This window comes from Mycobacterium sp. MAA66 (assembly GCF_041261665.1).
Classification (GTDB): Bacteria; Actinomycetota; Actinomycetes; order Mycobacteriales; family Mycobacteriaceae; genus Mycobacterium.
The window spans coordinates 581,186-607,681 of the sequence record NZ_JBGCCC010000002.1 but is presented as its reverse complement, the minus strand read 5'-3'; the positions used below and the strand labels follow the sequence as shown (position 1 = coordinate 607,681).

The 26,496-nt window shown below is 66.5% G+C and carries 35 protein-coding genes; 25 read left to right on the top strand and 10 right to left on the bottom strand.

Annotation, left to right across the window (positions count from 1 at the left end):
• Window positions 1–7 precede the first annotated feature (7 nt).
• The 6 genes from hemB (at window position 8) to ABIA30_RS09450 (ending at window position 3,796) form a co-directional block, all read left to right on the top strand.
• On the top strand, window positions 8–988 hold the full coding sequence (hemB, locus tag ABIA30_RS09475; RefSeq protein WP_370064440.1) for a porphobilinogen synthase: 981 nt from the start codon (window positions 8–10) through the stop codon (window positions 986–988).
• A complete protein-coding gene (locus ABIA30_RS09470) occupies window positions 976–1,404 on the top strand; it encodes a hypothetical protein (RefSeq protein WP_370064439.1) in 429 nt (142 codons plus the stop codon). Before hemB ends, ABIA30_RS09470 begins: the two co-directional genes overlap by 13 nt.
• A gap of 71 nt (window positions 1,405–1,475) precedes the next feature.
• Window positions 1,476–1,868 carry a hypothetical protein gene (locus ABIA30_RS09465; protein WP_370064438.1) on the top strand — a complete coding sequence of 131 codons (393 nt, stop codon included), beginning with the start codon at window positions 1,476–1,478 and terminating at the stop codon, window positions 1,866–1,868.
• Window positions 1,865–2,347: a DUF3093 domain-containing protein gene (locus ABIA30_RS09460; protein WP_370064437.1), complete on the top strand. Its 483-nt coding sequence runs from the start codon at window positions 1,865–1,867 to the stop codon at window positions 2,345–2,347. The genes ABIA30_RS09465 and ABIA30_RS09460 overlap by 4 nt, the downstream gene beginning before the upstream one ends.
• Window positions 2,344–2,574 (top strand): hypothetical protein, encoded by a 231-nt coding sequence (locus tag ABIA30_RS09455; protein WP_370064436.1) that lies wholly within the window; start codon window positions 2,344–2,346, stop codon window positions 2,572–2,574. Before ABIA30_RS09460 ends, ABIA30_RS09455 begins: the two co-directional genes overlap by 4 nt.
• Before the next feature lie 10 nt (window positions 2,575–2,584).
• Complete coding sequence (locus ABIA30_RS09450) at window positions 2,585–3,796, top strand: acyl-CoA dehydrogenase family protein (protein WP_370064435.1); 1,212 nt, start codon at window positions 2,585–2,587, stop codon at window positions 3,794–3,796.
• A gap of 4 nt (window positions 3,797–3,800) precedes the next feature.
• On the opposite strand, the gene ABIA30_RS09445 is transcribed toward ABIA30_RS09450, so the two are convergent.
• Window positions 3,801–4,214, bottom strand: a complete 414-nt coding sequence (locus ABIA30_RS09445) for an ester cyclase (protein WP_370064434.1) — start codon at window positions 4,212–4,214, stop codon at window positions 3,801–3,803.
• Between the two features lie 38 nt (window positions 4,215–4,252).
• Here ABIA30_RS09445 and ABIA30_RS09440 point away from each other — a divergent pair, with 38 nt between their 5' ends.
• From ABIA30_RS09440 to ABIA30_RS09425, 4 genes are all read left to right on the top strand, one after another.
• Complete coding sequence (locus ABIA30_RS09440) at window positions 4,253–5,107, top strand: oxygenase MpaB family protein (protein WP_370064432.1); 855 nt, start codon at window positions 4,253–4,255, stop codon at window positions 5,105–5,107.
• Window positions 5,094–5,714, top strand: coding sequence for a TetR/AcrR family transcriptional regulator (locus ABIA30_RS09435; RefSeq protein ID WP_370064430.1), 621 nt, complete (start codon window positions 5,094–5,096; stop codon window positions 5,712–5,714). The genes ABIA30_RS09440 and ABIA30_RS09435 overlap by 14 nt, the downstream gene beginning before the upstream one ends.
• Window positions 5,711–6,337 carry a maleylpyruvate isomerase family mycothiol-dependent enzyme gene (locus ABIA30_RS09430; protein ID WP_370064428.1) on the top strand — a complete coding sequence of 209 codons (627 nt, stop codon included), beginning with the start codon at window positions 5,711–5,713 and terminating at the stop codon, window positions 6,335–6,337. Before ABIA30_RS09435 ends, ABIA30_RS09430 begins: the two co-directional genes overlap by 4 nt.
• 87 nt (window positions 6,338–6,424) lie before the next feature.
• Window positions 6,425–7,063: an NTP transferase domain-containing protein gene (locus tag ABIA30_RS09425; protein WP_370064426.1), complete on the top strand. Its 639-nt coding sequence runs from the start codon at window positions 6,425–6,427 to the stop codon at window positions 7,061–7,063.
• Here ABIA30_RS09425 and ABIA30_RS09420 read toward each other — a convergent pair.
• Window positions 6,993–7,373 (bottom strand): nitroreductase family deazaflavin-dependent oxidoreductase, encoded by a 381-nt coding sequence (locus ABIA30_RS09420; RefSeq protein ID WP_370064424.1) that lies wholly within the window; start codon window positions 7,371–7,373, stop codon window positions 6,993–6,995. The two genes, ABIA30_RS09425 and ABIA30_RS09420, sit on opposite strands and share 71 nt — an antisense overlap.
• 115 nt (window positions 7,374–7,488) lie before the next feature.
• On the opposite strand from ABIA30_RS09420, the gene ABIA30_RS09415 reads away from it, so the two are divergent.
• The 8 genes from ABIA30_RS09415 to ccsB all read left to right on the top strand — a co-directional run bounded on the left by ABIA30_RS09415 (window position 7,489) and on the right by ccsB (window position 15,325).
• On the top strand, window positions 7,489–8,817 hold the full coding sequence (locus tag ABIA30_RS09415; protein WP_370064422.1) for an aspartate aminotransferase family protein: 1,329 nt from the start codon (window positions 7,489–7,491) through the stop codon (window positions 8,815–8,817).
• Window positions 8,818–8,819: 2 nt separating this feature from the next.
• The gene (locus ABIA30_RS09410) at window positions 8,820–9,206 is read left to right on the top strand and encodes a nitroreductase family deazaflavin-dependent oxidoreductase (RefSeq protein ID WP_370064420.1); all 387 of its coding nucleotides are present in this window, start codon (window positions 8,820–8,822) and stop codon (window positions 9,204–9,206) included.
• Between the two features lie 290 nt (window positions 9,207–9,496).
• Window positions 9,497–10,801: a glutamate-1-semialdehyde 2,1-aminomutase gene (gene hemL, locus ABIA30_RS09405; protein ID WP_370064418.1), complete on the top strand. Its 1,305-nt coding sequence runs from the start codon at window positions 9,497–9,499 to the stop codon at window positions 10,799–10,801.
• A 23-nt stretch (window positions 10,802–10,824) separates the two neighbouring features.
• Entirely contained in the window at window positions 10,825–11,406 is a 582-nt protein-coding gene (locus ABIA30_RS09400; protein ID WP_370065481.1) for a histidine phosphatase family protein, read from the top strand.
• Window positions 11,407–11,432: 26 nt separating this feature from the next.
• Window positions 11,433–12,011 (top strand): TlpA disulfide reductase family protein, encoded by a 579-nt coding sequence (locus ABIA30_RS09395; protein WP_370065479.1) that lies wholly within the window; start codon window positions 11,433–11,435, stop codon window positions 12,009–12,011.
• A complete protein-coding gene (locus ABIA30_RS09390; protein WP_370064416.1) occupies window positions 12,008–12,787 on the top strand; it encodes a cytochrome c biogenesis CcdA family protein in 780 nt (259 codons plus the stop codon). Before ABIA30_RS09395 ends, ABIA30_RS09390 begins: the two co-directional genes overlap by 4 nt.
• Window positions 12,784–14,319 carry a cytochrome c biogenesis protein ResB gene (locus ABIA30_RS09385; protein WP_370064414.1) on the top strand — a complete coding sequence of 512 codons (1,536 nt, stop codon included), beginning with the start codon at window positions 12,784–12,786 and terminating at the stop codon, window positions 14,317–14,319. Before ABIA30_RS09390 ends, ABIA30_RS09385 begins: the two co-directional genes overlap by 4 nt.
• 37 nt (window positions 14,320–14,356) lie before the next feature.
• Window positions 14,357–15,325 (top strand): c-type cytochrome biogenesis protein CcsB, encoded by a 969-nt coding sequence (gene ccsB, locus ABIA30_RS09380; RefSeq protein WP_370064412.1) that lies wholly within the window; start codon window positions 14,357–14,359, stop codon window positions 15,323–15,325.
• A 69-nt stretch (window positions 15,326–15,394) separates the two neighbouring features.
• Here ccsB and ABIA30_RS09375 read toward each other — a convergent pair whose 3' ends face one another.
• Complete coding sequence (locus ABIA30_RS09375) at window positions 15,395–15,553, bottom strand: hypothetical protein (protein WP_370064410.1); 159 nt, start codon at window positions 15,551–15,553, stop codon at window positions 15,395–15,397.
• Between the two features lie 50 nt (window positions 15,554–15,603).
• Here ABIA30_RS09375 and ABIA30_RS09370 point away from each other — a divergent pair, with 50 nt between their 5' ends.
• The gene (locus ABIA30_RS09370) at window positions 15,604–15,906 is read left to right on the top strand and encodes a DUF4229 domain-containing protein (protein ID WP_370064408.1); all 303 of its coding nucleotides are present in this window, start codon (window positions 15,604–15,606) and stop codon (window positions 15,904–15,906) included.
• Here the strand turns inward: ABIA30_RS09370 and ABIA30_RS09365 are convergent.
• Entirely contained in the window at window positions 15,903–16,778 is an 876-nt protein-coding gene (locus ABIA30_RS09365) for a 1,4-dihydroxy-2-naphthoate polyprenyltransferase (RefSeq protein ID WP_370064406.1), read from the bottom strand. The genes ABIA30_RS09370 and ABIA30_RS09365 overlap by 4 nt on opposite strands.
• A gap of 102 nt (window positions 16,779–16,880) precedes the next feature.
• On the opposite strand from ABIA30_RS09365, the gene ABIA30_RS09360 reads away from it, so the two are divergent.
• From ABIA30_RS09360 to ABIA30_RS09350, 3 genes are read left to right on the top strand one after another with little or no spacing between them, the layout of a single operon-like run.
• Entirely contained in the window at window positions 16,881–17,141 is a 261-nt protein-coding gene (locus ABIA30_RS09360) for a hypothetical protein (RefSeq protein WP_370064404.1), read from the top strand.
• An 8-nt stretch (window positions 17,142–17,149) separates the two neighbouring features.
• The gene (locus ABIA30_RS09355; RefSeq protein WP_370064402.1) at window positions 17,150–17,923 is read left to right on the top strand and encodes an S-methyl-5'-thioadenosine phosphorylase; all 774 of its coding nucleotides are present in this window, start codon (window positions 17,150–17,152) and stop codon (window positions 17,921–17,923) included.
• A 49-nt stretch (window positions 17,924–17,972) separates the two neighbouring features.
• On the top strand, window positions 17,973–19,091 hold the full coding sequence (locus ABIA30_RS09350) for an NAD(P)H-dependent flavin oxidoreductase (RefSeq protein WP_370064400.1): 1,119 nt from the start codon (window positions 17,973–17,975) through the stop codon (window positions 19,089–19,091).
• 1 nt (window position 19,092) lies between these two features.
• Here the strand turns inward: ABIA30_RS09350 and ABIA30_RS09345 are convergent, their stop codons facing one another.
• From ABIA30_RS09345 to ABIA30_RS09335, 3 genes are read right to left on the bottom strand one after another with little or no spacing between them, the layout of a single operon-like run.
• Entirely contained in the window at window positions 19,093–20,802 is a 1,710-nt protein-coding gene (locus ABIA30_RS09345; protein WP_370064398.1) for a DUF4407 domain-containing protein, read from the bottom strand.
• A 59-nt stretch (window positions 20,803–20,861) separates the two neighbouring features.
• On the bottom strand, window positions 20,862–21,977 hold the full coding sequence (gene menE, locus ABIA30_RS09340; RefSeq protein WP_370065477.1) for an o-succinylbenzoate--CoA ligase: 1,116 nt from the start codon (window positions 21,975–21,977) through the stop codon (window positions 20,862–20,864).
• Window positions 21,978–22,024: 47 nt separating this feature from the next.
• Window positions 22,025–22,357 carry a DUF3349 domain-containing protein gene (locus ABIA30_RS09335; RefSeq protein WP_370064396.1) on the bottom strand — a complete coding sequence of 111 codons (333 nt, stop codon included), beginning with the start codon at window positions 22,355–22,357 and terminating at the stop codon, window positions 22,025–22,027.
• A gap of 286 nt (window positions 22,358–22,643) precedes the next feature.
• On the opposite strand from ABIA30_RS09335, the gene ABIA30_RS09330 reads away from it, so the two are divergent.
• From ABIA30_RS09330 to ABIA30_RS09320, 3 genes are read left to right on the top strand one after another with little or no spacing between them, the layout of a single operon-like run.
• Window positions 22,644–23,888: an anion permease gene (locus tag ABIA30_RS09330; protein WP_370064394.1), complete on the top strand. Its 1,245-nt coding sequence runs from the start codon at window positions 22,644–22,646 to the stop codon at window positions 23,886–23,888.
• A 36-nt stretch (window positions 23,889–23,924) separates the two neighbouring features.
• Window positions 23,925–24,224 (top strand): hypothetical protein, encoded by a 300-nt coding sequence (locus ABIA30_RS09325; RefSeq protein WP_370064392.1) that lies wholly within the window; start codon window positions 23,925–23,927, stop codon window positions 24,222–24,224.
• Window position 24,225: 1 nt separating this feature from the next.
• Window positions 24,226–24,534 carry a DUF3349 domain-containing protein gene (locus ABIA30_RS09320; protein WP_370064390.1) on the top strand — a complete coding sequence of 103 codons (309 nt, stop codon included), beginning with the start codon at window positions 24,226–24,228 and terminating at the stop codon, window positions 24,532–24,534.
• Between the two features lie 26 nt (window positions 24,535–24,560).
• Here ABIA30_RS09320 and ABIA30_RS09315 read toward each other — a convergent pair whose 3' ends face one another.
• The 3 genes from ABIA30_RS09315 to bluB are packed head-to-tail and all read right to left on the bottom strand — an operon-like array spanning window position 24,561 to window position 26,489.
• Window positions 24,561–24,950 (bottom strand): VOC family protein, encoded by a 390-nt coding sequence (locus ABIA30_RS09315; protein ID WP_370064388.1) that lies wholly within the window; start codon window positions 24,948–24,950, stop codon window positions 24,561–24,563.
• Window positions 24,951–24,954: 4 nt separating this feature from the next.
• Window positions 24,955–25,827: an SDR family oxidoreductase gene (locus ABIA30_RS09310; RefSeq protein WP_370064386.1), complete on the bottom strand. Its 873-nt coding sequence runs from the start codon at window positions 25,825–25,827 to the stop codon at window positions 24,955–24,957.
• A gap of 11 nt (window positions 25,828–25,838) precedes the next feature.
• Window positions 25,839–26,489: a 5,6-dimethylbenzimidazole synthase gene (gene bluB, locus ABIA30_RS09305; protein WP_370064384.1), complete on the bottom strand. Its 651-nt coding sequence runs from the start codon at window positions 26,487–26,489 to the stop codon at window positions 25,839–25,841.
• Window positions 26,490–26,496 lie beyond the last annotated feature (7 nt).

Here is a 26,496-nt window from a genome sequence, read left to right as displayed (position 1 = left end):
CGGCCCCATGGCTTTTCCCAGGCATCGGCCCAGGCGACTGCGGGCCACCCCGGCATTGCGGCGTTTGGTGTCGGAGACGTCGTTGGAGCCACGGCATTTGGTGTTGCCGATGTTTGTCGCGGACGGGTTGTCCGAGCCGCGGCCCATCGCCTCGATGCCCGGCGTGGTGCAGCACACTCGGGAATCGCTGCGTCGCGCGGCCGCCGAAGCGGTGGAGGCCGGTGTCGGCGGCTTGATGATCTTCGGGGTGCCGTGTGATTCGGACAAGGATGCCACCGGGTCGGAGGGCATCAATCCCGATGGCATTCTGAATGTCGCGCTGCGGGAACTGAACTCGGATCTCGGCGATGCCACCGTGCTGATGGCCGACACCTGTCTGGACGAGTTCACCGACCACGGTCACTGTGGCGTGCTGGATCGGTCGGGTCGGGTCGACAATGACGCTACCAACGATCAGTACATCAAACTCGCTGTAGCGCAAGCTGATTCGGGTGCTCAGGTGGTGGGGCCCAGTGGCATGATGGACGGTCAGGTGGCTGCGATCCGCGATGGGCTGGATGCCGCCGGGCATCACGACGTGCTGATCCTGGCCTATGCCGCGAAGTTCGCCTCGGCGTTCTACGGCCCGTTCCGTGACGCGGTGGGTTCCAGCTTGGAAGGTGATCGTCGTACCTACCAACAGGATTCGGGTAACGCCCGGGAGGCGCGCCACGAGATCGAGCTCGACATTGCCGAGGGCGCTGACATGGTGATGGTCAAACCGGCCATGAGCTATCTGGACGTGGTCCGTACCGCTGCTGAGATCTCACCGGTTCCCGTTGCGGCATATCAGATTTCAGGTGAGTACGCGATGATCTGCGCGGCCGCTGCCAACGGCTGGATCGACTTGCAGGCCTCGGCGCTGGAGTCGCTGGTCAGCATCCGTAGGGCGGGCGCCGACATCGTCCTGACCTACTGGGCGGCCGAAGTCGCAGGATGGCTGCGGTGAACCAGGCCACCCCCGAGTCGTCGGACCGGCCGCACGACGTCGACACCGGTTTCTGGCTGTGGACGGCGGCGGTGCCTTTGGTGGTCATCGGCTTTCTACTCAACACCCTGACCGCCCCGTTGCGGACGACGTCGGGCTACGTGAACGCCGTCTCCGTGTTGATGATGGTCGCGCTCACCGCAATCGCCGTGACCTTCCTGGTGCTGATGCGGCAGGGCTATCGCTGGGCCCGGAGCCTGCTGACCGGTGGGGGCGTGGCGTCGGTCATCTATCTGACCACCAGCTTGTTCGTTGCGGGCCGGGAGTCGACTGCCGCCGTTGGCTATGCGGTGTGCGCCATCGTGGGCTCGGTGTTGATCGCCGGCGGCGCGTACCTGTTGCATCGGCCGGACTCGCACACCTACTTCACCCGCTGATTTCCCGCGAGCGAGCGTACTGGCAGTACTGGTCCGGAAAGCGCGGATCGTCGCGCTAGGCTGGCCCGAACATGACTGAATTGCCTTCTGCTCCGCGGCCGCGTCCCGTCACTGTCGCCTACTGGTGCTGGATGGTGGCCGCGGTGCTGTTGATTGTCGGTGGGTTGCTGACTGCAACGGTGGATCCGGCATTGCCGGCGGTCTTCCGCGGCGGCGGCCTCATCGTGGTGCTGGCCGGTGTCGGCTTGGCCTTTCTGGCGGGCCGCATCCGCACCGGCGATCGCCGGTTCGAGCGTGCGGCGGTGGCGCTGTCCTTGGCGATCGTGGTCGCCGTCGCGCTGATCGTGGTGTTCGGCGTGACGCACGTGCTGACGCTGTTGGCGCTGCTGCCGTTGATCGCGGGGATGGTGTCCGTCCGATCCTCTGGGGCGCAGGCCTGGTTCGACGGGGAGGCTGAACAGTGACGGCGGCGCAACCGGATGGGGCCCCGGACGTCGACGAACAGATTCTGTTCAGCGAGCCGGGGGCGAGCTTGTGGTGGTTGGCGCTCGGCCCGTTCTCCGCGGTCTCGATCGCCGGGATGGAGCTGTGGTCGTCGCACCACGTCGATCCGCTGGTGCCGCTCGCCTTCCTGGTGATCGTCACCGGTTTCATGTGGATCCAGACCAAGGCCGCCCGCATTCACACCTCGGTTGAGTTGACGCGCGAATTCCTGCGCCAGGGCACCGAATCCATTCCCACCCACGCCATCGTCGAGATCTACCCGCCGGCCAATGGTGAAGAGCAGTGGGAATCGGCACGGGCGTTGGGCGAGTTGACCGGGGTGCCGCGCGGGCGTACCGGCATCGGGCTCAGGCTGACCGGTGACCGCACCGCGCAGGCGTGGGCACGCCGACACCACGGCCTGCGAGCCGCCCTCGAATCGGTGATGGCCACCGAATGAAAAAAGCGATCGCCGAGCTGTCGGCCGCGCTGATCGCGATCGTCGGATGCGTGTGGAGTTGGTTGGCGGCGGCCACGCCGGCCCAGATCGAACCGGTGATCGCCGGCGAGCCGGCCAAGGCGTCGGTCAACTACGACCCGGTGTTGTTGTCCTTGGCTTTGGTCTTGGCGGCGGTGGCCGGGGTGTTGCTGGTATTCGGCGTTGGAGCCTTGCGGCGCACCCGTTAATGTGTCGCGCATGTCATTTTCGCTTGAACTGCCGGAGGACGTCGTCGAGGTCCGCGACTGGGTCCACACGTTTGCCAAGGATGTGATTCGGCCCGCCGCTGCTGAATGGGACGAGCGGGAAGAGACGCCGTGGCCGATCATCCAGGAGGCGGCCAAGGTTGGCGTGTACTCCATGGAGTTCTTTGCCACCCAGAGCGCCGAACCGAGCGGTCTGGGTATGCCCACCGCAGTCGAGGAGCTGTTCTGGGGCGATGCGGGAATCTCGTTGTCCATCATGGGAACCGGCCTGGCGGCGGCCTCGTTGGCGGCCAACGGAACCCCCGAGCAGCTGGGTGAGTGGTTGCCGCAGATGTTCGGCAGTGTCGCCGATCCTAAGTTGGCTGCTTTCTGTTCGTCCGAACCTGGTGCGGGGTCGGACGTCTCGGCGATCATCACCAAGGCTCGCTATGACGAGGCCACCGATGAATGGGTGCTGAGCGGTACCAAGACGTGGGCCACCAACGGTGGTATCGCCAACGTGCATATCGTGGTCGCCTCGGTGTACCCCGAATTGGGTTCGCGAGGTCAGGCCAGCTTCATCATCCCGCCTGGCACAAAGGGTTTCAGTCAAGGACAGAAGTTCAAGAAGCACGGCATCCGCGCCTCGCACACCGCTGAAGTGGTGCTGGACGAAGTGCGTCTGCCGGGTCGGCTCATCGTCGGCGGGCGGGAGAAGTTCGAAGAGCGGATCGCCCGGACCCGAGAAGGCAAGAGTTCTGCTGGACAGGTCGCCATGAAGACCTTCGAGCGGACACGTCCGACCGTGGGAGCCATGGCGTTGGGAGTGTCCCGGGCCGCGTTCGAGTATGCGCTGGAGTACGCGCAGGAGCGCGAGCAGTTCGGCCGCAAGATCGGTGACTTCCAGGCCATCGCGTTCAAGCTGGCCGACATGAAGACCCGGATCGACTGCGCTCGGCAGCTGGTCTGGCGGGCCGGCTGGATGGCGCGCAATGGCAAGCCGTTCGACAGTGCCGAGGGCTCGATGGCCAAGCTGTTCGCCAGCGAGACGGCGGTCTATGTCACCGACGAGGCGATCCAGATCCTCGGCGGCAACGGCTACACCCGCGACTACCCGGTGGAGCGGATGCACCGAGACGCGAAGATCTTCACCATTTTCGAGGGCACCAGCGAGATTCAGCGTCTGGTGATGGCGCGGGCGATCACCGGGCTGCCGCTGAAATAGGCGGTCAGCCCCGTGGGCGCCAGCCCAATTGGAGCAGCAGACCCAGGTCGTCGCGAACGGCGCGATGGCTGGTGATCTGACCACCTCGAGTGGTGAAGATGTGTACCTGACTCTGGGCGAATCGCCGCCCGGTCGGTTCGATGCCCTGGAAGGCGCCGGTGTGCCTGCCGGTCATGGTGCAGGCAGCCAAGACGGTGCCGCCGTCGACTGCGGTCTCGGCGGGTTCGAAGTGCAGGTCTTCGAAGGCCGCGCGCAGCCAGGCCGCGGTGGCCAGGAACCCGGCCGGCCCGATCTGACCGCGTTCGTCGTCGTCGGGGTCGTCCTCGGCTTCATGGTTGACGAAGTCGGCTGCGACGATCTGCCGCCCGGATCGCCGAACTCGAACACCTGCGCAACTAGTCTGAACGCACCAGATCACGGTTGCTACAAAGTGCAAAATTTGTAACACTGTTCCGTATGACTGAGGTTGCCGAACAATCGGAGCAGGTCGACGCCCTTCCGCTGGGGCCGGACTCGTTGGTGTGGAAATACTTCGGAGACAACCGAATGTTCCTGATCGGGCCGCGGCCGGCGGTGCTGCAGAACATGCTGGCCGAGCTAGGGCAGGGCGTGCTGGACCACTCGGTGTTCTTCGCCGACACCTCGGCGCGGATCAAGCGGTCGCTGCCGCCGATCTTCCGCACCGTCTACGGCACCGACGGCGACAACACCGGTACCAAGGTCCGGGACTTCCACCACGGCATCAAGGGCGACATGCCCGACGGCAGCCGTTACCACGCGCTGGATCCGGAGACCTATTTCTGGGCCCACGCCACCTTCGTCGAGCAGGTGCTGTACTTCGCGGACACCTTCGTCAAGCGGCTCAGCGACGCGGAGAAGGAGCAGATCTATCTCGAGTCGAAGACCTGGTACCGCCGCTACGGCGTGAGCGATCGGCCGATGCCGGCGAGCTACGCCGAGTTCGAGCAGTATTGGGACCGGATGCTCAACGAAGTTGCGGTGCCGCACAAGACCGCCCGATACGGCGTCGGCTATGTCATCAAAGGCTTTCCGAGCCCCAAGGGGGTCAACCCGGCGGTGTGGCGGGTCGTCGCGCTGGTGTTCGACCCGGTCGCGGCGTTCCTGACCACGGGCGGTCTGCCGCCCCGGGCACGTGATCTGCTGGAACTGCCGTGGACCGACCGCCAAGAGCGCGGGTATCAGTTCTTTGCCGCCTGCTGGCGTACCAAACCGGTGAACTGGGTGTGGGACAGGTTGCCGATGTCGGTGCGCTACAACAAATTTGCCCAAGTCGGCTATGCCCGCGGCTAGCGTCCCGGCCGCATCCGATATCTCGCCCGCGACGGTCGCCATCCTGGACGCCGCGCTGCTGGAGTTCGAACGCCACGGCATCCGCAAGGTGGCGCTCGACGACGTCGCCAAACGCGCCGGGGTCAGCCGAACCACCATCTACCGGCGATTCGCCAACCGGGACGAGCTGGTGACCGCTGTGGTCGAACGCGAGAACGTTGCGCTGTTCGCCGACATCGCCGCTGAGCTGAAAGACGCTGGGCCGCAATCAAATCTGTACGTCGAAGCGTTCACATTGTCGATCCTGCGATTCCGGCGGCACCGGGTGCTCAATCAGATGATGGCCGACGAACCCGCGCTGCTTCTCGAGCTCATGCACCAGCACTACAGCGCCGCGGTCGGCCGGATGGGCGAGGCACTGCGGATCGTCTTCCCTCAAGGATTCGCCGACCGGATCGGTGAGCAGGCCGTCAACGACTTGGCCGACACCATCCTGCGATATGCCGCACTGGCGCTGCTGCTGCCGAGTGTGGAGGCCCTGGATACCCCTGACGACATCCGGGCCTTCGCGGCCCGGCATTTCGTACCTAGTCTGCCGGCGGGACTTCGGGCACACTCGTCGGTATGAACGCCTTGGCGATGGCGTGCGCCGAACGTCAGGACCTGGTCGACTTGCTCGGCGGGCTGACCGCCGAGCAGTGGGATCAACCGTCATTGTGTACGGGCTGGCGGGTGCGTGACGTCGCCGCCCACATCATCGGGTATGACGAACTGACCGGTGCGGAAACGGTGCGGGAGTTTGTGCGGGGCGCACTGCTGCCGCCCCGAATCAATGCCACGGTGCTGGCGCGGCACGAAGGTCGAAGTACCGGTGAACTGTGTGAAGCCATGGCCGAACATGTCGTCCCGCGAGGTCTGACCACCGGGTTTGGCGGCCTGATTGCGTTGTCCGACGGCATGATTCACCATCAGGACATTCGCAGACCGTTGGGCTTGCCCCGCGACATCCCGCACGACCGGTTGGCAGCCGCACTGGATTTCGCGCGCTACGCGCCGCTGCTTCGGGGGATCTGGCGGGCCAGGGGAGTGCGCTTGGTTGCCGATGACCTGGAGTGGTCGTTCGGGCGCGGACCGCAGGCCTGCGGCCCGGGCGAAGCATTGCTGATGGTGATGGCCGGACGGCCCTGCGCAATCAACGACCTCACTGGACCCGGCGTGGACCGGCTGCGTCGAAACTTGGGTGTGGGTTAGCACCCGCACGGTAGGGCGGCGTGTGCAAAAGACAAGTGGGAGAACACGAATTGGCCGCCGCTATGCTGTCGCCGTAACGTCATGGCGGTGGATGCTGATCAGGCACACGCAGTCGGAATAGTGCTCGCCGCAGGGGCGGGCCGTCGCATGGGATTTCCCAAAGTCCTTGCCGACCAGGGCAGCTGGTTGGCCGCGGCGATCGCGGCGCTGCACGACGGCGGGTGCCGGCACGTGCTGGTGACCCTGGGCGCTGCGCATCCGCAAATCCCGGTGCCGGCGCGTGCGGTCGCGGTCTCTGATTGGACAACCGGAGTTTCGGCTTCCATCCGTGCCGGGCTGGCGGCGGCCGCCGACATCATCGATGCCGACTATGCCGTCATCCTGACCGTGGACACCCCCGATATCCCAGCGGCCGCCGTCGCACGGGTGTTGACGGCGGCCCGGGAGAACAGTGGCGGTCTGGCTCGCGCGGCATACCGGGGCCGACCCGGCCATCCGGTCGCGCTCGGCCGCCCACATTGGCGTCCCGCGGCAGCCGACGCGCACGCGGACACCGGCCTGCGTGACTACCTACGCACGAACTCGGCGGTGGTGGTCGAGTGCTCGGACCTGGCGACCGGAGACGACCATGACCATCCGACGGAACCGGCGGCGCCTAGTCGCGGTGAAGCAAGACCGCCTGGTCGAACGGCAGCCGGCCGAACACCAACCGACCCAGGCCGGTGACATGTGGCGCCGCTTGCTGCTTGGTGACGATTCGCGGCTCGGTCACCGCCACCGTCCGGCCGTGCCGCTTCAGTCGTCCACCTCCGGCGGCGGTGATGTTCTTGAGCCAGTCCCGGTTCGGCCCGTAAGTCAGTAGGATCGCGAACCCGTCGTCGGTACTGAACACCGTCAACGGGGTACGAAAAACCTTGCCCGACTTCCGTCCGATGTGCTCCAGGATGCCGAAGGTCGGCAGATAGCCGGCCCAGATGCGCTGAATGGGGTTGGTGACGTATCGGTTGAATCGCGCGACCCACTGCGGCAGTTGCATAGCACCATGGTCGGCCATCACGGCCGACATGGATAGCCCAGCGAGTAACCTCACCGGCAACCGGTCGCGGCGACGGCGCTGTCCCGCTAGGTCTCAAGCCTCGAGGAGGAGCCACATGCCCGCGCCCACCAATCCAGAAGCCCGCCGGATCTACGACCTGGAACGCAGCCGGGTATTCCATTCCTGGTCGGCGCAGGGCGCGCTGGATCCGATCGTCTTCACCGGCGCCGAGGGCAGCTACCTGACCGACGGTGACGGCAACCGTCTGCTGGACTTCTCCAGCCAGCTGGTGTTCACCAACATCGGCCACCAGCACCCCAAGGTGGTCGCCGCGATCGCCGAGCAGGCAGCCAAGCTCTGCACCATTGCGCCGCAGCACGCCAACGAGGCCCGCGCCACTGCCGCCGACCTCATCTGCCAGGTCGCCCCGGAGGGCTTCAACCGGGTGTTCTTCACCAATGGCGGAGCCGACGCCGTGGAGCACGCCATCCGGATGGCCCGGGTGTACACCGGCCGCTACAAGACGCTGTCCACCTACCGCAGCTATCACGGCGGCACCGCGCTGACAATCAACCTCACCGGCGATACCCGGCGCTGGGGCAACGACTACGGCAGCGAGGGCACCACGCACTTCTTCGGCCCGTTCCTGTACCGCAGCCAGTTCGGTTCGGAGACGCCGCAAGAAGAGACACAGCGGTCGCTGGCGCATCTGCGGTCGGTGATCGAGTTCGAGGGCCCGGGCGCATTCGCGGCGATCATCCTCGAGTCGGTGCCCGGCACCGTCGGCATCATGCCGCCGCCGCCCGGCTACCTGCAGGGTGTGCGCGAACTGTGCGACGAGCACGGCATCGTGCTGATCCTGGACGAGGTGATGGCCGGCTTCGGCCGCACCGGTAAGTGGTTCGCGCTGGACAACTACGACGTCACCCCGGACCTGATCACCTTCGCCAAGGGCGTCAACTCGGGCTACGTGCCGCTCGGCGGCGTCATCGTCAGCGACAAGATCCTGGAGCGCTTCCTGGACAAGCCGTATCCGGGCGGGCTGACCTACTCCGGACACCCACTGGCCTGTGCGGCGTCGGTGGCCACCCTGACCGCGATGCACGACGAGAAGATCGTCGAGAACGCCGAGCTGATCGGCACCGACGTGTTCGGTCCGGGTCTGGCGGCACTGGCCGAAAAGCACGACATCGTCGGCGACGTTCGAGGCCTGGGTGTGTTCTGGGCGGTGGAACTGGTCAAGGACCGCGCCACCAAAGAGCCGCTGGCGCCCTACGGCGGCAGCTCGCCGGAGATGGGTGCCATCAATGCGCGCGCCAAGAAGAACGGCTTGCTGCTGTTCATGAACTACAACCGCTTCCATCTGGTGCCGCCGTGCAACATCAGCATCGATGACGCCAAGCGCGGGCTGGACATCCTCGACGACGCCCTGTCGGCGGTGTAGTCATGGCCTACCTGAAGCCACCGTGGTTCGTGGTCAACGTCTTCAACCGCATCGCGCGGCTCACCGGGGTGGGCGGCAGCGTGACGCTGATCGTCACCCGACAATCTGATCGGGGATTGCAGCGCATCCCGGTCGTCGTTCCCGAAGTTGACGGGGTCAAGTACCTGGTGTCCACCCGCGGCGAGTCCGCGTGGGTGAAAAACGTCCGGGCCAATCCGGTGATTGCGCTCGGGAAGGTGAACTACTTGGCCACCGAGGTACCGGTCGCGGACCGGGCGCCGATCATCGCGGTGTATCGGCCGCTGGCCGGCAAGGTGGTCGAGCAGTATTGGCGTGAGTTGCCCGACGACGCCGACCACCCGGTCTTCAAACTCGCGCTGCAGAAGTAGAGCTCTGCGGGCTGAGTTCGCCCGCCGAGATCGCCTTTGTCGCCGTGGCCTGGGCGCCACGTCTTCTTGCCCGCGCGCGTGCGACAAATCGGTGTCGCGCTGCCCTCCGACACCAACTGCACGGCGGTATTGGGTCGGAATTTCCGTCCTCCAGTTGGTCTCGCGACCCTGTCGTCGTTTTCCGCACCGATGTAGTCGCAGTAACAACGTGCCCTTCGGCGCGACGGGCGACGACCGGCCACTACACCCTGTAGTTGGTCCAATTGCGAGCGGCTGGGACACTGGTGGTCATGGTTTCTACCGACGTCTCCGCGAAACTGTTCGCCGACGCGTCCACCGTCATCCCCGGCGGGGTCAATTCGCCGGTCCGGGCCTTTTCCGCGGTCGGCGGCACCCCGCGCTTCATCACCTCGGCGGGTGGCTACTGGCTGACCGACGCCGACGGCAACCGCTACGTCGACCTGGTGTGCTCCTGGGGCCCGATGATCCTGGGGCACGCGCATCCAGACGTAGTGCGAGCGGTGCAGGAGGCCGCCGTCAACGGCCTGTCCTTCGGTGCACCGACACCGGCCGAGACCGAACTGGCTCGCGAGATCATCAGCCGGGTGGACCCGGTGCAGCGGGTGCGGTTCGTCAACTCCGGCACCGAGGCCACGATGAGCGCCATCCGGTTGGCCCGCGGCTTCACCGGCCGGCCCAAGATCATCAAGTTCTCCGGGTGCTATCACGGCCACAGTGATGCCCTGCTCGCCGACGCCGGCTCCGGTGTCGCGACGCTGGGACTGCCGTCTTCGCCCGGCGTCACCGGCGCGGCAGCCGCCGACACCATCGTGCTGCCGTACAACGACATCGCCGCGGTGGAGCAGGCCTTCGCCGTGCAGGGCGACCAGATCGCCTGCGTCATCACCGAAGCCAGCCCCGGCAACATGGGCACCGTGCCGCCGGCTCCCGGCTACAACGCCGCGCTGCGCCGCATCACCGCCGAGCACGGCGCGTTGCTGATCATGGACGAGGTGATGACCGGTTTCCGGGTCAGCCGCAGCGGTTGGTACGGCATCGATCCGGTCGAAGCCGACCTGTTCACCTTCGGCAAGGTGATGAGCGGCGGCCTGCCCGCCGCGGCATTCGGGGGTCGCGCCGAGGTGATGGAGCGCCTGGCCCCGCTGGGCCCGGTTTACCAGGCCGGCACACTCTCGGGTAACCCGGTGGCCATGGCCGCGGGTCTGGCCACCTTGCGTGCCGCCGACGACGCGGTCTACGCCACCCTCGACGGGAATGCCGATCGGCTGTCCGCGCTGATCTCCACGGCATTGACCGAAGCCTCTGTGGCGCACCGGATTTCGCGCGCAGGAAACTTCCTGACAGTCTTCTTCGGGGACGGCGAAGTCGTCGACTTCAACTCCGCGAAGGCCACCCAGACCTGGCGCTATCCGGCGTTCTTCCATGCCCTGCTGGACGCAGGGATCTACCCACCGTGCAGTGCCTTTGAGACCTGGTTCGTTTCGACCGCCCTCGACGATGAGGCGTTCGACCGGATCGCCGCCGCTCTGCCGGGCGCCGCACGTGCGGCCGGGGAAGCCGAGGAGCCCGCGTGACCGACAAGACCATCGTCCATGTCATGAGGCACGGCGAGGTGTACAACCCCGAGGGCATTCTCTACGGCCGCCGCCCCGACTTCCACCTCTCGGACCGGGGCCGCGCGCAGGCCGAAGCAGTCGCGGGCTGGCTGGCCGAACGTGACGTCGTCTACGTGGTGGCCTCGCCGCTGGAGCGGGCCCAGGAGACCGCCGCTCCGATCGCAGCCCGGCACGGCCTACCCGTCGACGCTGATCCAGAACTCATCGAATCCACCAATGTCTTTGAAGGGCAGCGTGTTTCGCCGGGTGACGGAGCGCTGCGCGACCCGCGGAACTGGTGGCACCTGCGGGACCCGAAGACGCCATCGTGGGGCGAGCCGTACCGGCAGATTGCGGCGCGGATGACCGCGGCACTGGACCGCGCCCGGATCAAGGGCGCCGGCCACGAGGCGGTATGTGTCAGCCACCAGCTGCCGGTGGAGACGCTGCGGCGGTCGATGCTCGACAAGAAGTTGCACCACTTCCCGACTCGCCGGATGTGCAACCTCGCCTCGGTGACTTCGTTCTACTTCCACGACGACCGCATGGTCGGCTGGGGATACTCGGAGCTCGCGGGACAGTGAAATCGTTGGTGACACTGGCCAGGGCGATGGCAGCGGCCGCAGCGGCGTGCGCGCTGTTGGCCGGCTGTTCCACCGGCGACGATGCGGTCGCCCAGGGCGGCACCTTCGAATTCGTGGCGCCCGGCGGCAAGACCGACATCACCTACGACCCACCGTCCAGCCGCGGCAAGCCGGGTCCGATCCAGGGACCGTCGCTGACCGACCCTTCGAAAACTCTTTCCCTGGACGACTTTTCCGGTCAGGTCGTGGTGATCAACATCTGGGGCCAATGGTGCGGACCGTGCCGGTCGGAGATCTCCGAATTGCAGAAGGTCTACGACGCCACCAAGGCCCAGGGCGTGGCTTTCCTCGGCATCGATGTGCGCGACAACAACCGGCAGGCTGCGGTCGACTTCATCGTCGACCACAAGGTGACCTTCCCCTCGATCTACGACCCGGCGATGCGCACCATGATCGCGTTCGGCGGCAAGTATCCGACCACGGTCATCCCGTCGACTCTGGTGCTGGACCGTCAGCACCGGGTGGCGGCGGTGTTCTTGCGTGAGCTGCTGGCCGACGACCTGACGCCGGTCGTGCAGCGGCTGGCCAAAGAGGGCGGCGCATGACCGGTTTCGCCGAAACCGCCGCAGCCGGACCGCTGTTGGTGGCCATCGGGGTGAGTGTGCTGGCCGGGCTGGTGTCGTTCGCCTCGCCGTGTGTGGTGCCGCTGGTGCCCGGTTACCTTTCCTACCTGGCTGCCGTGGTCGGAGTAGAGGAGTCGCCCAACGCAGCGACCACCACGACGGTCCGCGCTGCGCGCTGGCGGGTGGCCGGCGCGGCCGCGTTGTTCGTCGCCGGGTTCACTGCGGTGTTCCTGATGGGCGCGGTCGCCGTGCTCGGGCTGACCACCTCGCTGATCACCAATCAGCTTCTGCTGCAACGCATCGGCGGCGTCATCACCATCGTGATGGGACTGGTGTTCGTCGGGCTGGTGCCGGCCCTGCAGCGGCAGGTGCGGTTCACCCCGCGTCAGGTGTCCACCGTGGTGGGCGCGCCCCTGTTGGGTGCCGTGTTCGGTCTCGGCTGGACGCCGTGCCTGGGCCCGACGCTCACCGGCGTCATCGCAGTGGCCTCGGCCAGCGATGGGGCCAGCGTGGCGCGCGGCATTGCTCTGGTGATCGCGTACTGCCTGGGCCTGGGAATTCCCTTCGTGCTGTTGGCCTTCGGTTCGGCCCGCGCCGTGCAGGGACTGGGCTGGCTGCGCCGGCACACCCGCGCCATCCAGATATTCGGTGGACTACTGCTGATCGCGGTCGGCGCCGCCCTGGTCACCGGGGTGTGGAACGACTTCACCTCTTGGGTGCGTGACGCTCTGGTCAGCGACGTGAGGCTCCCGGTATGAAATTGCTTGCCCTGGTGCGCAACACCTGGCGCACCCTGACCTCCATGGGCACCGCGCTGGTGCTGCTGTTCCTGCTGGCGCTGGGCGCCATTCCCGGAGCCCTGCTGCCGCAGCGCTCGCTGAACGCGAGCAAGGTCGACGAATACCTGGCCCAGCACCCGGTGATCGGTCCGTGGCTGGACAAGGTGCAGGCCTTCTCGGTGTTCTCCAGTTCCTGGTTCACCGCGATCTACGTGCTGCTGTTCATCTCGTTGGTCGGCTGCCTGACCCCGCGGCTGATCGAGCATGTCCGCAGCTTGCGGGCCAAACCCGTAGCCGCTCCACGCAATCTGGCCCGGCTGCCCAAACACACCGAAGCCGTCGTGGCCGGTGCACCCGAGGCCGTGGCGAAGCGAATATCGGTGCGGCTCAAGGGCTGGCGTCAAGTCACCCGCACCGAGGGCGACGTCACCGAGATCTCGGCGGAAAGGGGCTACCTGCGCGAGTTCGGCAACATCGTCTTCCACTTCTCGCTGCTGGGGCTGCTGGTGGCAGTCGCCGCGGGCAAGATGTTCGGCTACGAGGGCAACGTCATCGTGATCGCCGACGGTGGCCCGGGATTCTGTTCGGCATCGCCGGCCGCTTTCGACTCTTTCCGGGCCGGCAATGTCGTCGACGGAACCTCGCTGCACCCAACCTGTCTGCGGGTCAACAGCTTTGATGCCCGGTACTTGCCCAGCGGACAAGCCACCATGTTCGCCGCCAACATCGATTACCAGGACGGCGCCGACCTTCTCGCCGGCACCTGGCGTCCCTACCGGCTTGAGGTCAACCACCCGCTGCGGATCGGCGGCGACCGGATCTACCTGCAGGGCCACGGTTACGCCCCGACCTTCACCGTGACATTCCCCGGTGGGCAGAGCCGCACCACGACGCTGCAGTGGAAGCCGGAGAGCCCGGTTACCCTGCTGTCCTCGGGTGTGATGCGGGTCGACCCACCGGGTGGCACCTACCCGGACGAGCGCGAGCGTCGCAAGCACCAGATCGCCATCCAGGGGCTGTTCGCGCCTACCGCCGAGCTGGACGGCAAGCTGCTGTCCTCAAGCTTTCCGGAGTTGCGCGATCCGGCAGTGGCCATCGACGTCTACCGCGGCGATACCGGACTGGACACCGGCCGTCCGCAGTCGCTGTTCGCGCTGGACCCGAAGCTGATCGAGCAGCACCGACTGACCAAGCAGGCCCGGGTGAACCTGAAGGTGGGCGAGCAGACCAAGCTTGACGACGGCACCGTGGTGCGGTTCGACGGCGCGGTGCCCTTCATCAACCTGCAGGTATCGCACGATCCTGCCCAGCTGTGGGTCCTGGTCTTCGCGCTGACCATGATGGGCGGGCTGCTGGTCTCCCTGGTGATCCGCCGCCGCCGGATCTGGATTCGGATCACCCCGGCTGAGCCCGGTAGCGTGAACGTCGAGCTGGGTGGACTGGCGCGGACCGACAACTCGGGCTGGGGCGATGAGTTCGAGCGGCTCACCGCGCGGTTAGTTGAGGACTGACGATGAACATCCAGCGAAGAGCGGAAGCGGATCGCGCATGAACACAGAACACATCGATATCGACCTGGCCCGGTACTCGGACTGGGCGTACACCACCTCGGTGGTGGTGCTGGTGGGCGCCATGCTGCTGCTGGCCGTCGAGCTGGCATACAGCCGCAGCCGCACGGTCGAGCGTCGCGAACTGGTCGGTGTGGGCGCCGATAGTGCGATACCGGGGGTGGTGATCGACTCCCCGACGCGGACCACCGACGAACGCATCGGCCGGGTCGGGCTGTCCCTGGTGTACGTCGGCATCGCCATGTTGTTCGTGTGCATCGTCCTGCGCGGCTGGGCCACCATGCGGCCGCCGTGGGGCAACATGTACGAGTTCATCAACCTGACCAGTTTCTGCGGATTGGTCGCCGGCGCAATCATGTTGCGGCGCCCGCAGTTCCGGGCACTGTGGGTTTTCGTACTGATTCCGGTGCTGATCCTGTTGGCGGTGTCGGGCAAGTACCTGTACACCAACGCCGCCCCGGTGATGCCTGCCCTGCAGTCGTACTGGCTGCCCATCCACGTGTCAGTGGTCAGCCTGGGTTCGGGCGTGTTCCTGGTCGCCGGGGTGGCCAGCATCCTGTTCCTGCTGAAGATGTCACCGCTGGCCGAGCCGGGCCGAGAAGGCACCATGGCGCGCGTCGTCAGCCGACTGCCAGATGCCCAGACGCTGGACCGTATTGCTTACCGGACAACCATTTTCGCGTTCCCGGTCTTCGGCTTCGGAGTGATCTTCGGCGCCATCTGGGCCGAGGAGGCCTGGGGCCGGTACTGGGGTTGGGACCCCAAAGAGACGGTCTCGTTCGTCGCGTGGGTGGTGTACGCCGCCTACCTGCACGCCCGTTCGACCGCCGGATGGCGGGACAAGAAGGCCGCGTGGATCAACGTCGTCGGCTTTGTGGCGATGGTGTTCAACCTGTTTTTCATCAACCTGGTCACCGTCGGCCTGCACTCGTACGCGGGCGTGGGCTGAGCCCACCAACGGCAGACGCGCCAGCCCACCGATGACTGGGTGGGCTGGGCTCGACTGGTCTTGTCGGGCTCAGCGGCTGTTGTCGTCGTGGCCGAGGTGCCGAAGGAATTCGGGATCGTCGTCGGGGCCGATGACACGTGTGGTCGGTCGATTGGCGGCACCGCGAGTCGTGCGCCAGCCGAAATACACAAGTAACGCCAGAATGGTGCTGAGCAAAACGAACTGCACGCCGAATACCTCCTTGTTCTGAATATACGCGTCCGTCGTAGGCTCGAGCGGTGACTGAATCGCCGTCGAAATCGCGACTGTTGGCCGATGTGCTGCTGTACGCAGTTGCCCGCTTGCTGCTGATTGCGGTGCTCACCGGCGTGATCTACGGCGGCGGACTGCTGCTTGGCGTGCGTGAATTTCCGGTGATGGTCGCGCTGTTGTTCGCCATCGTGCTCGGCTTGCCACTGGGCATCTGGGTGTTTGCGCCATTGCGGCGCCGGGCGACGGCGGGCATCGCCGCGTTCGACGAACAGCGCCGCACTGACCGCGCCGAACTGCAGGCCCGGTTGCGCGGCGACAAGAAGCCCTAGCTGTGGACGGCGACCAGAGCCGTGCTCACCAGGACTGTCCACGCCAACATGGTCAGCCCCGTCGCCTGTAGCACCGGAATCAGTTCACGGCCGGTGGCGCCGGACCGCACCGGCCGGGCAGCGCGCATCGCGAGCGGAACGGCGGCGAATCCGGCTGCCGTCCAAGGGGTTGCGAACATCAGTGCCACGGTCAACACGAACGGCACGGCGACCAGCACCTGATACAGCACGCGCGTACGCGGGTCGCCGAGTCGCACCGCCAAGGTGATCTTTCCGGCCACCTGATCGGTCGGGATGTCCCGAAGGTTGTTGGCCACCAGCACCGCAGAAGACAACGCACCGACGGCCACCGCCAGTGCCACCCCGACCCAGTCCACGCTCAGTGCCTGCGTGTACTGGGTGCCCAGTACCGCCACCAGGCCGAAGAACACGAACACCGCGATCTCGCCGAGGCCGCGGTAGCCATAGGGATTGGCGCCGCCGGTGTACAACCAGGCGCCGGCGATACAGGCGATTCCGACGGCGATCAACCACGGTTGGCTGGCCAGGGCCAACGCCAAACCGGCCGCTGCACCCAGACTCAGGTTGATCACAGCGGCAGCCAGCACCGCGCGCGGCGAAGCCACCCGGGAGCCGACCAGCCGCAGTGGCCCGGAGCGGTCGTCGTCGGTGCCGCGGATGCCGTCGGAGTAGTCGTTGGCGTAGTTGACCCCGATGATCAGGGCGAGCGAAACCACCAGCGCCAGCAGCGCTTTCCACCACACCGCCGAGCCCAGCCAGGCGGCGCCGGCCGTACCGGCCAGCACCGGCGCCACAGCGTTGGGAAAGGTCCGGGGACGGGCGCCTTCAACCCATTGAGAAAGACTGGCCACGCGCGTTCTTCCACCTTTCCCGTCGTTGGGCCGCCATTGGGTTGTTCACCCGTGGCTCGGCTCACCCTATGGTCATCGTCCCACGGCCCTACACTTGTCGTCATGAAGGATCGGCTCAGCAAGAACGAGATCCGTAAGGACATGGTCCAGGAATCGATCGAAGCGGTGGCATCGACGGTCGGTGAGGTCACCAATGTGATCGTCAATGCGGTCAGGGACGTCTCAAAGTCCATCGGCGGCCTGGCCACCGATGCGTTCGCCATCAGGGACGGTGCCCGGCGGGCCCGCGCCCAGCTGGAGCAGGAGGAGGCCGACGAGCTGGCGGTACACCGCTCGCCGGAGCCGGGTCCCGACCCCGAATAATCTCGGGCATGCTCGGAGTCATCGGCGGTAGTGGTTTCTATACGTTCTTCGGAGATGATGCGCGCTCGGTGAGCGTGGAAACGCCGTACGGAGCGCCCAGCGCTGCGATCACCGTCGGCACCGTCGGCGGGCACGAGGTGGCGTTCCTGCCGCGGCATGGGCGCAACCACGAATTCTCGCCGCACACCGTGCCGTACCGGGCCAATATGTGGGCGTTGCGGACGCTCGGGGTTCGGCGCATCTTCGCGCCCTGCGCGGTTGGCAGCCTGACCGTCGACCATGGTCCGGGCACCGTGGTGGTGCCCGATCAGCTGGTCGACCGAACCCGTAGCCGGGACGACACGTACTTCGATTCCGGCGGTATCCACGTCGGGTTCGCCGACCCCTACTGCCCGTCGCTGCGAGCGGCGGCAATCCAGCCGGGCGTCGTCGACGGCGGCACCATGGTGGTGATCCAGGGGCCGCGGTTCTCCACCCGGGCCGAGAGTCGATGGTTCGCCGCCCAGGGGTTCACCCTGATCAACATGACCGGCTACCCCGAGGCAGTGCTGGCCCGTGAGCTGGAAATATGTTATGCGGCAATAGCTTTGGTCACCGACCTGGATGCCGGCATCACCTCCGGTGAAGGCGTGACCGCCGTCGACGTGTTCGCCGAGTTCGAGCGCAACATGCCCATGTTCAAGGCGCTGGTGCAGCAGACCGTCGCCCGGGTCCCGACTGACCGGACCTGTACGCACTGCCTGGCCCACGCCGGCGTGAAACTCCCGTTCGCCCTGCCTTGATCGGATAGGTACTTGACACCCGTCAAGCGGGGGTGTCAATACTGACGGGGTGACTTCCCGTATCTGTGAGCAGTTCGGTATCGACTTTCCGCTCTTCGCATTCAGCCACTGCCGCGACGTCGTCGCTGCGGTGACCAACGCCGGCGGCTTCGGGGTCCTGGGGGCGACGGCCTACACCCCGGAACAGCTGGACCGGGAACTGGCCTGGATCGACGATCATGTCGACGGCCGGCCCTATGGGCTGGATATCATCGTGCCGGCCAAGTTCGAGGGCAAGGGCGAGAACCTTTCCAACGACCAGTTCGCCGACCGGATCCCTGCCGAGTACCGAGACTTCGTTGCACAGCTGCTGGTCGACCATGGCATCGAGCCGGAAGCCACTCCGCGCACCGGTGGTTCGGTGTTGTCCGGCAACACCGGGCATGAGCTGTTGGACGTCGCGCTCAGCCACCCGATCAGGCTGATCGCCAATGCCCTTGGCGTGCCGCCGGATTACATGATCGAGGCGGGGCGGGAGCGGGGGATTCCGGTGGCCGCGCTGGTCGGCGCCAAGGAGCACGCGATCAAGCAGGTGGCCGCCGGGGTCGATCTGATCGTGGCGCAGGGCACCGAGGCGGGCGGGCACTGCGGTGAGGTGTCGACGCTGGTGGTGGTGCCCGAGGTGATCGACGCCATTGAGGACGCCGTCCCGGTGCTGGCTGCCGGAGGCATCGTCACCGGACGACAGATGGCGGCCGTGGTGGCGATGGGTGCTGCAGGTGCGTGGACCGGGTCGGTGTGGTTGACCACTGAGGAGGCCGAGACGGCGCCGGCGACCAAACAGAAGATGATCGATGCGACCTCACGGGACACCGTGCGCTCGGCGGGGCGAACGGGAAAGCCCTCGCGACAACTGGTTTCGGACTGGACCGATGCTTGGGCGCCCAAGGACGGCGGTCGCAAGCCACTGCCGTTGCCGCTACAGAACATGCTGAGCGAACCGGTGCTGCGCCGGGTGGATCGGCTTGCCGCCCAAGGACATCCAGGGGCCCAGCAGCTGGCCACCTACTTCGTTGGTCAGGGCGTCGGGCTGATGAACAGGATCAAGCCGGCCCGGGAAGTGGTTCGCGAGTTCATCGAGGACTACCTGGCTTCCGCTGAGCGGCTGAGTAATTCATTGCCGGACTGACTCAGCGGTCGATCGCCCGTGGACCGGACCGCAACTGCCGGCGGTCGGTGTGTTCGACGGCCGGGGTGATATCCGGGGAGCCGAGGGCTTCGGCATCGATGACCCGCGTGTCGATGGTCGGGTAGTCGCGCGCGGAGTCGACGTGCCCCAAGGTCGGGCCGGGATCCGCGCTCGGCGCCGGATCGCCGCCGGTGCCGCGCTGCTCTTCGGTTTCCTGGACGATCACCCGGGTGGTGCGGCGGAACGAGAAGGTGAGCTCTTCGAACTCCTCGAGAACCCTTTGCGCCGAACGCAATTGCTGCGTCGAGTTCTCCACGACCTGGGTGATCACCGGCGGCACCAAAGGACGCAGGAAACGCACCGCGGCGCCGGCGATGTCGGGCAACACCGGGATCGACGGCAGCCCGCCGGACTTGGCCGGCACGACGGACGCCGCCGGGACCGGCAGGGCGGGATCGGCCGGCACGGGCAGACGAGAGTCGGCGGTTGGCGCCTCGGCCGCCGCGACGGGCAGGGCCGCCGGTTCGCCGGCGGCAGCAGCGGCAGCAGCCTCGATCGGCATCAGCCCTACAGGCGCGGCGAGTACCTGGGCGGCCAGCGCCGCCGGCTGCGCGGTTCGCGCGTCGGCCACCCGCTGGCGGTGGTATTCGCGGCTGATCTCGGCTTCGGCCTCCAGCGCCGTCTTCATCGTGGTCAGCTGGTGCTCGGCCTGCAGGATTTCGGCGGCAGCCCGGACCTCGGCGCGTTTGACCGCGATCGCGGTTTCGGCCTGCAGTTCCGCCCGCAGTCGTGACTGATTGTGCCGCTCACGCAGCGTGCGGTCCTGCCGGGTGTGCAGCAGCAGCGGCAGCAGATACAGCAGGACACAGGCCGCCGCGGTCAGCACGCGCAGACTCAACGCGACCACGGCACTCAGCGTGTACGCGTTCATCGCCACCCACCGGGCGCCGAAGCCCTGGTCGGCCCCGGCAAGCGCGGACTGCCGGGCCAGCGCGGTGGAGTGCTCGGCATCGGTGATGCGGGCGTCGAGCGCGGGAGCCTGCCGGTCCCGGGCGGCCAGCGCCGCATCGAGTTCGTGCTGATCCTGATCGAGCACTTCCTGGGTGTTCTGGGTGATCTGTCCGTCGCCGGCCACTCCGGTGATGGATTGTTGCGGGCACGACGGCTCCGGTTGGAACTCGCACCGGGCCACCACCTGCGCTTCGTCTCGGCGCCCGCGGGCCGAGTCGACGGCCTCGTCCAGGGCCTTGCGTGCCGCGCGCTGCGCGTCCAGATCAGCGGCGGACGATGCGACGGCCGGCGTCGAGGCGCTCCGTTCCAGGGCTTGCCGCTCAAGGTGTTGCGTGATGGCACCGCCGAACAACAGCATCGACGACAGCTCACCGACCACCAAGCCCACCGCGACGGCGACGGCGACGCGGCCGAGCATGCCGCGGGCACCGCTGACCGTGGTTCGAATAGCCAGCACCACCAACGCGGCGAAAACCAGCGCGGCCGAAAATGCCACGGCCACCGGCCAACCGGTGGCCGCGACAGTGACTCCGGCCGCGATCAGCCAGGCGACCACACCGCCGAGCAGCACCAGGGCCCCGATGAAAGGTGTTCCGGAACGGCCTTCGGGATCGGCTACGGTGCCACCACCGAACCAGGTCAGCGTGGTCAGCGCAGGTCCCGGGTTGATGGGATCGTCCTTGGAATGGCGAGCAGACATGCGAACTCCAACTCTTCGGTACCAATCCAGGGTCCCAGAGACTCGGTCTGGTCACCGAATCAGGCGCCCGCCGTGTGACCGGCATCACCACTGAACAGGGCCACCAAGGCTTTTCGGTCCACCTTGCCGATGCCGCGCCGCGGTAATTCGGCCAGTACATGCACTTCCCGCGGCGCCGCGGTGGCGGCCGCGGCCTGTTCGACGTATGCCCGTAGGTCGGTGACGGTCGGGGTGTCGGCGCCGGGCTGCAGCACCAGCGCGACGGCCACGCGCTGGCCCAGGCTTTCGTCGGGCAGACCGAACACCGCGCACTCGGCGATAGCCGGATGCCCGGCCAGTGCGGACTCGACCAGCGTGGGCTGTACTTTGAGGCCGCCGGTGGCGATGGCGTCGTCGACCCGCCCCAGTACCCTGAGCACTCCCGAATCATCAACCACGCCAATGTCATCGGTGTGAAACCAACCGTCTACGAACGGCGACGGCTGCACCCGATTGCGATAACCGGCCGCCACCGTTGGCCCGCTCAAGGCGATCCGGCCGTCGTCGGCGATCTGCACCCGCACCCCGTCCAGCGGCACCCCGTCGTATACGCAGCCGCCCGCCGTCTCGCTCATGCCATACGTGCGGACCACCGAAATGCCTGCAGCCGTGGCCTTTTGGCCGAGGCCGGGGGGCATCGGACCACCACCGATCAGCACGGCATCCAGCTCGGCCAGCGCCGCCGTCGCGGCCGGATCGGCCAGCGCCTTGGCCAGCTGAACCGAAACCAGCGAGGCGTAACGTCGACCCGAACCCAAAGCTGTTACCGCAGCGGGTAATTCGTCACTGCTGAAGCCGGGGGCCAGGGCCACCGGCGCCGTGCCCGCGCAGATACTGCGGATCAGCACCTGCAGGCCTGCGATGTGGTAGGCGGGCAGCGCCAGCAGCCACCGTCCCGGCCCGCCCAGTCGGGCGTGCGTCGCCGACGAGCTGGCAGTCAATGCCGACGCGGTCAACATTGCGCCCTTCGGTGCGCCGGTGGTGCCGGAGGTGGAGACCACCGCCGCGATCGAGTCGTCGATGTCTTGGCCGACCCGTAGGGCGCTGGTCAGCAGTGCGCACTGGCGGGCGTCGTCGGCAGGAATCGGCAAGAGGGCATCGTGGCCGCTCAATGCACGTTCCAGCGCGGGCAGCAGGGCAAGTGCGGGTGTACCCGCGCCAACCTCGACCGCGCGCAGGACGGCTATGCCGAGCCCCCTGCGGTGTCTTCGGCATCGTGACTGTCACCGGTTTCGCGGGGGTCGTCCAGCGGCCAGCCCTTGGCTGCCAACCGTTCGCGCACCCGCTCGACGTCCTCTTCGCGGGGCAGCTCATCGGTCATCCGGGTGATCAGTACCCCGATGTCGACGTGGTCGAACTCGCCGCGGCGCATCAAAGACTTTGTGACAGCTGCCACTTCGTCATTGGTCAGCCGACGGGCCAGCAAGGCGAGTAACGGGACGCGGTCAGCGCCGGGCACGCCTTCGGGGTATCCGGCCTGCAGCCACGCCATGATCTTGGTCAGAAAGGCAGTCATGGCGTCACCTCCAGATCTTCGGGACGGGCCGTTCGGCACCAAACCTGCCAACGTTTGCATCACATTGGATTTTAGTTTGTGGCTGTGGTCGCAGCGAACCAAGCGAGCCAACGGAAAGGCTAGACGTCTGCTGTGTTCGCGACGTGGTCGCGGTCAAAATCGTTGGCGTTGCAAGATGAACTCTGTATGAACACCTGAATTTTCACAGCAAAAAGCCAGGTCGGGCTCAAAAACGGGAATCCGGGTAACTGGTCAAAATCGGCAGCGTTACTCCAGAATTAGCGCCATGAGCGCAGAGACGGTGATCCTGGCGTTGCTGATCGCAACGGCCCTGGCATTTGATTTCACAAACGGTTTCCACGACACCGGAAACGCCATGGCCACGTCGATCGCGACTGGGGCCCTCAAGCCGAAGGTTGCGGTGACCCTGTCGGGCATCCTGAACCTGGTCGGCGCCTTCCTGTCGGTCAACGTGGCGGTCACGGTGGCCACCAACGTCCTGAAGATTCAGGACCCCAAAACCGGTCACCTCAAACTCGACGCGACCGTCGCGTTGACGGTGATCTTCTCCGGCCTGATCGGCGGCATCCTCTGGAACCTGCTGACCTGGTTGTTCGGCATCCCGTCCAGCTCCTCGCACGCCTTGTTCGGTGGTCTGATCGGTTCGGGTATCGCAGCGGCCGGCTTTGCCGGCGTCAACTGGCAGGGCCTCACCAGCAAGGTGCTGCTGCCCGCCGTCGCCTCGCCTTTCATCGCCGGTTTGGTCGCTATGACCGGCACCTGGCTGGTCTACCGGATCAGCAAGAACGTCGTGAAGGCCCGCCGCGAAGAGGGCTTCCGCTGGGGCCAGATTGCCACTGCCTCGCTGCTGTCCCTGGCGCACGGCACCGGTGACGCACAGAAGACCATGGGTGTCATCGCCCTGGCGCTGATCAGCAGCGGTCACCTCACCGGTGACGTGAAGAAGGACGGCCTGCCGTTCTGGATCATCGGCAGCTGTGCGTTGGCCATCGCCTTGGGCACCTACATCGGCGGTTGGCGGGTCATCCGCACCCTCGGTAAGGGTCTGGTGGAAATCGATTCGCCGCAAGGCTTCTCGGCCGAGTCTTCGTCGGCCGCGGTCATCCTGACCTCGAGCGTCGCGGGTATGGCGCTGTCCACCACCCACGTGGCGACCGGTTCCATCCTGGGCAGCGGCGTCGGCAAGCCGGGCGGCGAGGTGCGTTGGTCGGTCGCGGGCCGGATGGCCGCAGCCTGGCTGATCACGCTGCCCGCTGCCGGGCTGGTCGGCGCGCTGTCGTTCTGGCTGTCACATGGCATCGCCAGTTTCAGCTCGCCACTGGCCGGCGACGTCGTGATCTTCGCCATCCTGGTCGGGCTGTCGGGCTTCATGTACTGGAGGGCTCAGCAGCAGAAGGTCGACCAGAACAACGTCAACGCCGATTGGGACGAGTCGACGAACTCGACGGTTCCGGCCGACGTGCGTGAAGCCGCCAAAATCAAGCCAGTCAAAGACTCCGCGGCCGTCTGACGGTCGACGTAAACCGAGCTGATAGGGAATCGTTCGATGACATATTTGGAAGCCATCTTCCGGGTTCTTGTAGTGGGGTTGATCTTCGGTGCGGGTCTGCCGGCGGTATTCGCCGGGGGCCTGGCCGCCTATTCGGCGGGCGCCGGCGGCGGTGTGACCGCCAGCGGGGCGCCGCAGGCACCCAACGCCGCGCTGAAGTCCCTCGGACTGCTGTTGTTCGTTCTCGTCGGGGCGATCGTGGTGCTCGCGATCCTGTGGATCACCAAGGACGTGATCCTGCATCACACCGGCGTCAACCTGTTCTCGTTCATGGGCAAGGCCGGCGGGGGGCACTGACATGACTGAATCCGCGAAGGTGTTCGAGAACGTCCTGAACTGGCTGCGGGCGGGCTACCCCGAGGGAGTCCCCCCGAAGGATTACTACCCGCTGCTGGCGCTGCTGCAGCGTTCGCTGAGTGAGGACCAGGTCGTCGAGGCCGCACAGTCCATCCTGCTGTCGACCAACGGAGATATCCCGGTCACCCAGGACGAGATCCACCAGGCCATCAAGAGCGTCACCGACCAGGCGCCCAGTGCCGATGAGATCCAGCAGGTCTCGGCACGGCTGGCCTCGGTGGGCTGGCCGCTGGCGGCTTCTACGAGCTGACGGTACCGCCGTCGAGACACCCGGGGTCAGGTACCCCGGGTGTCTTTGCGTAGCGGGTGGCTCTCAGGCACCTCGACGAAGATCAGCCTGACCCCGTCCGGGTCGACGACATGCATCTCGTGCAGGCCCCACGGTTCTTGTTGGGCTGCACGGGAAATCAGCACCCCTCGGCTCTCCAGTTCGGTCTGCGTCGCCCGGACGTCGCGGACCTGTAGCCATAACGCCCCGGGAAATGTCCCGTGCTGCCCGTCACCGCGGCCGTGGCCGGCGAGTTCGATCAACGACTGCCCGGCGTAGAACACCATTCCCGCGCCGTAATCGCGGGCGATCGCCAGACCGAGGGCGTCCCGATAGAACGCCAGCGACGTGGGGTAGTCGGCGGGACGGATCAGCATCCGGCTGGCCAGGATCTCCATCGGACTACGTGGCCGGTTGTACGCGTTGACGTTTCATCACCGCGTCCACTGCGTTCGGCATGAAGCTGTTGAGCGCGTGCGCGGTCACCGCCATCCGTGGCGCGATCCGCACCGGCCGGGTGCGCGCGGCGGTGATCATCCAGTCCGCGGCCTCGTCGGCGGACAGCCCCGGCATCCCGTCGTAGGCGCGCGTCGGCGCGATCATCGGCGTCTTCACCAAGGGATAGAACAGCGTGGTCGAGTGCACTCCGCTTGCGCCCCACTCGGTTTCGACGACCCGGCTGACCGCCGTCAGCGCCGACTTGGATGCGTTGTACACCGCGAACAGCGGCGACGACTCGTTCATCACACCCCAGGTGGACACATTGATGATGTGCCCGTCGCCGCGTTCCAACATGCCCGGCGCCAGTCCCCGGATCAGTCTCAGCGGTGAGTAGTAATTCAGCGCCATGGTGCGTTCGACGTCGTGCCAGCGCTCCAGTGACTCTGCCAGCGGGCGACGGATCGACCGGCCCGCGTTGTTGATCAGGATGTCGACACCGCCGAGCTCGGCCTGCACATCGGCCACCAGCTGGTCCACCGCATCCAGGTCGGACAGGTCGCACGGTCGCGCCAGCGCCTCGCCGCCGGCAGCGGTGATACGTGCGGCGACGGCTTCCAGTAGGTCGGCTCGCCGCGCGGCGATCACCACGGTGGCGCCCAGTTCGGCGAACTTGGCCGCGGCGGACTCTCCGATACCTGAGGAGGCGCCGGTCAACAGGATGCGTTTGCCGGACAACTTCACCTCGTCACGGCCGGACAATCGTTCGATCAGCGGGGGACGCATGCTCGCCAGCATCAGGCTGTCAGCCACTCGGCGCAACGGATTCCTACTCACAACCCCCGAGCTTAGGTAACCGGCCAGTTGTCGGTATAGACCAGCTCATCGAGCGGCCGCGCCGTCGTCCAACCCACGATCTCCAACTCGGGCCGGTCCGGGAATTCGGGCACCGGGCCCAGGCACAACACCGCGATCGGCTCGGCACCGTCGGGCAGGCCCAGCAGCTCCGCCAGATCGGTCGGCTCGAACAGCGAAACCCAACCCATGCCGAGGCCTTCGGCGCGCGCCGCCAGCCACATGTTCTGAATCGCACACGACACCGAGGCCAGATCCATGTGCGGCATGGTGCGCCGGCCGAAGATGTGCTTCTCCCGATGCTCGCCGAGAGCCACCACCAGCAGCTCGGCGCAATCACCGATGCCCTCGACTTTCAGCGCCAGGAACTCGGCCTCCCGCGGCCCCAAGGCCTCCGCCGTCTGCAGCCGCTCGGTATCGACCAGCGCCTTGATGGCGTTGCGGGTGGTCGCGTCGGTGATCCGCAGGAACCGCCACGGCTGCATCAACCCGACGCTGGGGGCCATGTGGGCGGCCTCCAGGATGCGACGTAGAACTTGTTCAGGCACATGGGAATTCGGTACAAAGTGCCGCATGTCCCGACGCTCTGCCATCACCCGGTATACGGCCGCGCGTTCGGTGTCGGAGTAGCCAGGCTCGCTCACGCGGGGA